A 6,400-nucleotide genomic window follows, 5' to 3' on the forward strand; every position below is an offset into this window, starting at 1 on the left:
AAAGCTTTAAGCAGCGAATGCACTGTCCTTCCGTTTAAAAGGTCCCCGCATACTCCGATTTTAAACCCATTCAAAGCCCCTTTTTCACGGCGTATGGTTACAAGATCTGTCAGCGTCTGTGTTGGATGCAGATGACCGCCGTCCCCAGCGTTTATAACCGGGATTTTAGAATAAAGTCCAGCTGCAAAGGCCGCCCCTTCAACCGGATGGCGCATAGCAATTATATCAGCATAGTTTGCAATGGTTTTTATTGTATCTTTTAAATTTTCACCTTTTGAAACAGAGGAAGTGTTATAATCTGAAAATTCGATATAATTCCCGCCCAGCCTTATCATAGCTGACTGAAAAGAGAAAAACGTTCTCGTGCTTGGCTCAAAAAAAGGTGTGGCTAGGATTTTTCCCTCGCACACACGCTTATATCTTTCACTATGTTCAATAATATCTTCACAAAGAGCATACATCCTATTCCACTCTGATATACTCATTTCGTTGAAATCAATAAAATGTTTTTTCACGTTCTATTTACACCATCCTATTCATTTTTTCTATTATACCACATAACACAACGCATGCAACTAAAAGATATATAAGCCGCATTTTAAAAATATCCCGGCCTTTTACCGGGATATTTTACTTAATAATCTTTATACAATTTCGTCCTGCTGCTTTCGCTTCATATAGCGCCCTGTCCGCATTTGTAAGATATTTATTAATAGAATCCATCGTCCCTCCGGAAATACCGAAGCTGGAAGTAACTTTTATTATTGTATTGCCATATTTTATTTCACATGACTCTATATTTCTTCGCATTTCTTCTGCAATCTCTGCCGCCTCCTCAATATTTTTTTGAGGAAGGAAAATTACAAATTCTTCTCCGCCAAACCTTCCCAAAAGTCCAATATTGTCGACAAATCCTGAGCAGATCCCGGAGACTGTTTTAAGAGTTATATCTCCTGCCTGATGTCCATAAGTATCATTAATATTTTTAAAATTATCAAGATCCAACATTACTAAGGAAACCTGCTGATTTTGTGATAATGCAGATTTAAGAGCGTTCTCACTCCATTCGATAAAATACCGTCTGTTATACAAGCCAGTAAGATCGTCATGTGAAGCTAAAAAATCAAGGCGTTTCACAATATCAACATAATTTGTAACGTCGGTTATCGTTATGATACTTCCGATAGTTATATTATTTTTATCGGTAACAGCTGCTGTTTTCATATGATAAAATCGAGTAATTCCGCCGCGATTTATTTCAAGCTGGTTATCTGTAGGATAAAGAATTGCGCCTACAAGCTGACTGTCCTTTATAACATTTCTGATATCCTGATAAAGAATATCATTCTTTAAATCCGGGATAATGCTTTCAGCTGCAAAATTAAAATCAACAACGGTATTTTCTGTGTCTAAAATTATTATTCCATCGTTCGTACATTCAAAAACTTTATCGCGGGCAAGTGGTTTTAAATTAAAAAATCGATGGCTGAAAAGTATATTTAAAAAAAGGAGACTCGAAACCACAACTGTAAATGGAACGTAATCTAACCCATATGGCTGCATGTTTAAAATGTCAAGAAAAAAAGCAATTACCGGCAGTGTCGAGGCAGCAATCATAGCCATACTCTGTCTTTTTATATAGCCGGACGCCTTTTTGCATAAAACTAGATATAAGAAACTTGAATATGACGTGCAAAAAATTGAATAAATAGAATGAGCGATATACCACGGACCTTTTATAAGTTTAAGAATAGGGAAGAAACCATTTTCCATAATATAATATTTAGCGTAAAATAAATAATGCCACTCGTTTGTTAACCTCATTATTACTGTTAAAATAGGAATTGAAATTATAGCTAATACAATAGACGTTTTTACATGTTTTCCTCTATTATAAAATTGAACCGCGATTAATAACCATAGTGCTGGTATAAAAGGTATGCCAATATACTGAAAACCATTCCAAAACATCATTCGTTCGAGATTTTTACTGTAAAGTTCCATTCCATAGCCAACAATATATACTGATATTGCCGCACAGAGGCATGAAAAAGTTGCTGAAAGTATTGTCTTTTCAGTTATTGCACTGTATATTGTCAAAAACACCATTAAGATTGCGAGCGTGAATAAAAATCCGCATAACAGGATATTTATATTATCCATTACTCTTCACTCCAAGGTATGTTACTTTTACGTTTCATTATAATTGATATTTAGTAGTATCAAGCAATATGATATTTAGTATTAGTAATATTATGTAAAAAAGTGCATATGCAAATCAATAACATAATATATTGTTTATCGATTTTTTATATGAAAAACTTTATCATTATTGTATAAGATTTCAATTAATTACAATGCCCATAAAGCTTGTGTTATTCATTGCTGCTTTTATAGCCGGGCGAATTGTATTTGTCATAGTTGGGATTGTTTCTATGATCATGTCTCTGAAATGGAGCTAAAATAGTTGCATACGGCAAAGGCAACACCAAGATTAATGTCTGAAAATATGTCTGCTTCAATTATCCTTTTGGGCTTTAAAGTTTTATTTCTGCTGGTGCCAAAAGCTGTGATTAAAAAACAAAAGGAGCAGGCGTCAGCTGCTCCAAATCGCAGATTGCGGTAAAGATACATAAAAAATCGAGTGTCCTTACAGCATTTATTCAAAAAATCCAGTAAAATCAATGGTTAATCAATTATCCTCCACCGTGCTTACGGGCAGGCATAGTTCAACTGTACAGCCACCTTCAGGAAGATTACGAAACTCTGTGGTTCCTCTGTGTGCCTTGATGATTTGCCGGACAATGGTAAGGCCAAGACCATGGTTTTGCAAATAGGCAGAGCTTTTCGGATGATTCAGATCGTCAAGCATCTCCTGCGTGAAACCAATACCGCTGTCGGAAACGCTAAGAGAGCATCCTATGCCTTTATCCAGAGTGACTTTAATAGCGCAGCCGTTTGGATTGTACCGAATGCTGTTGACAATCAAATTTGAGACTGCACGCCTCAAAAGCTCTTCATCGCCGATGACCATCGCGTTTTGAGCATCTTCTCTGATTATCACGTCAATAAAATAGCTGTCGGAAAGTCCGCTGTTTAAAAAATCTACAGCCATTTGCCGCAAAAGCGCGGCCAAAGCAATGGCATTCCTTCTGATTGGCTGCATATCGTATTCCAGCTTGGACGCAAGGTTCAAATCGCTTACCAGCGCTTTAATTCGCTCACTCTGTCTGCAGATGATGCCCGCCTGTTCCCGTTTGGATTGAGGCAATTCAGAGTCATCCTCAAGCTGGCTTGCATAGCCCATTACTATGGACAGCGGCGTGCGGATATCGTGGGACACACCGGCAATCCATGTTGTGCGGGCGTTGTCTCTCTTGCTGAGATTGGCCTCCTGCTTTATCAACTGCGCAGAAGTTTTGTTGATTCCGGCGGCAAGATCGCCTAGAAGGCCGCGGGTGGAAAGTTCTACGGGCCGTTTCTCGGTCATGTCCTCTATGCCCTTAGCAAGCGGTTTTAGGGAATGGAACAGGCGCAGGCCGAACAGCAGCGCGAGCAGCACGGCAGCGACACCGTTGAAGATTAAGATCGCCGGTATCCACACAAGGGTGTTTTCCATTACCTTCTGCGGAAGCTCTATGCCAAACTTCCACATGCTACCCTTGGCGCTGCCTAAAACGAAAAGGCCGTACGGATTCCGCCATACATATACCGGATAGTCATTCAGATACCAGCGGGTAAAACCAGCTACGTCCGAAACAGAGTACCTCAGCGGTAAATCGTCTGGCAGATTTTCGCTCCATATCACATTGCCGTCTTCATCCAGCAGCATTGCCCACTGGAAACGCTTTTCAATCGTATCCCGCGCGGATTTTGAAAGTGTGTAAACGCCGTTTGATTTGGTCAAGCCGTCCGCAAGCTGTGAGACACTGTAATCCTTCTGCGAGATTTGTTTCGCCTGAACAGTCCACATCGCCAGCACCGCGAAATTGACGACAAGCAAGATAAGAGTGACCCCCGCGGCTGAGAGCACATAACGGGATAAGATTTTCGTAATGCCCTTCATTTACCTTCCACCCCCGTCAGCTTGTAGCCAAGTCCCCGCACTGTTAGAAGATAACGCGGGGAAGATGGTTCTGGTTCAATCTTTTCACGCAGACGGCGTATATGAACCATCAGCGTGTTTTCATAACCGTAGAGGTCGTCACCCCATGCCGCGCGGCATAAACTGTCGCCGGTAACTATATTTCCCCGGTTTTCATACAACTTTTCAAGTAACGTAAATTCCTTGGCGGTGAGCGTAAGCCGGTCGTTTTTTGTTATGACCGTGCCGCTGTTTAAGTCTACCTCCGTTTCGCCCAGGTGGAAAATCGGCTTTTCCGTTCGCATGAGAATAGTCGGGAAATAGGCGCGGCTTAACACCGCACGGAGCCTAAGAGTCAGTTCGCGGGGTAAAAACGGCTTAGTAATATAATCGTCCGCGCCAAGTCCTAAACCGAGCAGACGGTTTTCATCCTCATCACGCGCTGAAAGAAATAGAACCGGTACAGCAAGCGCTGCCCGGAATTCGCGCATCAGTGAAAAGCCGTCTCCGTCCGGCAGAGAAACATCCAGAATCACGGCGTCCGGCTTCTCGTGAGCAAAAAACTGACGTGCCTCTTTGCAGTCGGCGGCGGAAATGATCTTCATAAAGCCTTCCCGACGCAATATTTCGTTTACCATTCTGCGCAGCTCTGGCTCGTCGTCTACGATCAGCAGCTTACAGTCAAAAATATCGTTCATTGTAATCACCACGATCATTATAACGCAATTACGGAACGAGGTGGATACTTTTCCTCAAGCTTAAGGTAAAAGTAAGCTTAAGTACAGGCTCATGTAAGGATAATTTGTTATGCTGTTCCCAGTCAAGCGTAAAGGGGGACATCAAGATGTCTGATATTATTACAACAACCGGACTTTGCAAACAGTATGGTAAGGTTCTGCGTGTTAAAGATTTGGATCTTAAGGTGCCGGAGGGCGTCGTCTACGGTTTTCTCGGGCCAAACGGCGCGGGCAAGTCCACCACAATGAAAATGTTACTGTGGCTAGCAAAGCCGACAGCTGGAACCATTACCGTGCTCAGCAAAGAGGTTAACAGCAGAAACCGGCTTTCTATCCTTAAAGACGTCGGATCACTCATAGAATCGCCAAGCTTCTACGGGCACCTGACCGGTATGGAAAATCTGCGGATCATCAGTACGCTCAAGGGCGTGCCGTACAAGGACATCGGCAGGGTACTGCAAATCGTGCGTCTCGAAAATCAGAAGGAGAAAAAGGTTGGGCAGTATTCAATGGGAATGAAGCAGCGCCTTGGCCTCGCCTGCGCGCTGCTGGGAAATCCGAAGCTTTTGATTCTCGACGAGCCTACAAATGGCCTTGACCCGGCGGGTATCCAAGAAATGCGCGAGCTGATCTGCGCCCTGCCGCAACAGTACGGCATGACGGTGATAGTGTCAAGTCATCTGTTAAGCGAAATTGACCAGATAGCCACTCATGTCGGAATCATCAGCAACGGAGAACTTGTTTTTCAGGACAGCCTGTCCTCGCTCCATGAAAAAAGCCGTCACAGCATCGCTGTCCGGACTCTGAATAATGAGGCGGCGATCAAAATTCTGGACGGACAGGGCGTTTCCTGTCAGATACAGGAGGATTACATTTTGCTGCCGCAGCTTGCCGACAATGAACTGGCTGGTCATATATACCGGCTTTATGAAAAAAGTATCGGTATCGTGCGAATTGAGGAGCGTCGTAAAAGCCTTGAGGATATTTTCCTCGAGCTGACCGGAACGGCGGTGAGCTTGTAATGAAAGCGCTTGCCGTGGAATTTCAAAAGATCCGCCGCAGAAAGGTATGGCTCATCGTCGCCGTTTTGATCTTTGTTCAGATTATTTGGATTTTGTGGGTGTTCCGGAATACAAACTTAAACGCCACCCGGCATGGGTGGATGTTAAGTCTTTACCAATTTCCGTTGCTTAATTCTATTATAATGCCAGTTATTGCAGCCGTTGTGGCGTCACGGCTTTGCGACGTGGAGCACAAGGGGCAAGCGCTTAAGCTCCTTGAAACCGTGATGCTTCCGGGAAAGCTGTTCGATGCCAAATTTATGTGCGGTGCTTTGTATATGCTTGCGGCAACAGTCATGCAGGTTCTTGTTCTGATAACGGCAGGATATGTACTGGGCTTTGAGGGAGCAGTTCCGATCGAAAAGTTATTTTATTACCTGCTTTTTACCACAGCTGTAAATCTTGCTATTCTGCTGCTTCAGCAGGTGCTGTCGCTTGATTTCGCTAACCAAAAGATATCAATTTATGTGGGGCGGATAGGTGGGCGTGGCGGTGTGTATATAAAGTTTTTACCACAA

Annotated in this window: 6 protein-coding genes; 2 read left to right on the forward strand and 4 right to left on the reverse strand. The window is 43.1% G+C overall.

Annotated features, from left to right (window positions below):
- The 4 genes from Q8865_10740 to Q8865_10755 form a co-directional block, all read right to left on the reverse strand.
- Positions 1–485: aspartate carbamoyltransferase (locus tag Q8865_10740; protein ID MDP4153893.1), on the reverse strand; the 485-nt coding region annotated here is incomplete at its 3' end.
- 145 nt (positions 486–630) lie between these two features.
- Positions 631–2,163, reverse strand: coding sequence for a diguanylate cyclase (locus Q8865_10745; GenBank protein MDP4153894.1), 1,533 nt, complete (start codon positions 2,161–2,163; stop codon positions 631–633).
- A 529-nt stretch (positions 2,164–2,692) separates the two neighbouring features.
- Positions 2,693–4,066, reverse strand: coding sequence for a HAMP domain-containing sensor histidine kinase (locus Q8865_10750; GenBank protein MDP4153895.1), 1,374 nt, complete (start codon positions 4,064–4,066; stop codon positions 2,693–2,695).
- A complete protein-coding gene (locus Q8865_10755; protein ID MDP4153896.1) occupies positions 4,063–4,782 on the reverse strand; it encodes a response regulator transcription factor in 720 nt (239 codons plus the stop codon). The genes Q8865_10750 and Q8865_10755 overlap by 4 nt, the downstream gene beginning before the upstream one ends.
- A gap of 146 nt (positions 4,783–4,928) precedes the next feature.
- Here Q8865_10755 and Q8865_10760 point away from each other — a divergent pair, with 146 nt between their 5' ends.
- Positions 4,929–5,843: an ATP-binding cassette domain-containing protein gene (locus tag Q8865_10760; GenBank protein ID MDP4153897.1), complete on the forward strand. Its 915-nt coding sequence runs from the start codon at positions 4,929–4,931 to the stop codon at positions 5,841–5,843.
- On the forward strand, positions 5,843–6,400 hold a 558-nt coding region (locus tag Q8865_10765), incomplete at its 3' end, for an ABC transporter permease (GenBank protein MDP4153898.1). The genes Q8865_10760 and Q8865_10765, both read left to right, overlap by 1 nt.

The sequence above is a fragment of the Bacillota bacterium genome, assembly GCA_030705925.1.
In the GTDB taxonomy this organism is placed as follows: domain Bacteria; phylum Bacillota; class Clostridia; order Oscillospirales; family Feifaniaceae; genus JAUZPM01.

What these genes read in the sequence shown, in the direction of transcription:
- Q8865_10745 (MDP4153894.1), bottom strand. Translation starts at nt 2,163, where the DNA reads ATGGATAATATAAATATCCTGTTATGCGGATTTTTATTCACGCTCGCA.
- Q8865_10750 (MDP4153895.1), bottom strand. Translation starts at nt 4,066, where the DNA reads ATGAAGGGCATTACGAAAATCTTATCCCGTTATGTGCTCTCAGCCGCG.
- Q8865_10760 (MDP4153897.1), top strand. Translation starts at nt 4,929, where the DNA reads ATGTCTGATATTATTACAACAACCGGACTTTGCAAACAGTATGGTAAG.
- Q8865_10755 (MDP4153896.1), bottom strand. Translation starts at nt 4,782, where the DNA reads ATGAACGATATTTTTGACTGTAAGCTGCTGATCGTAGACGACGAGCCA.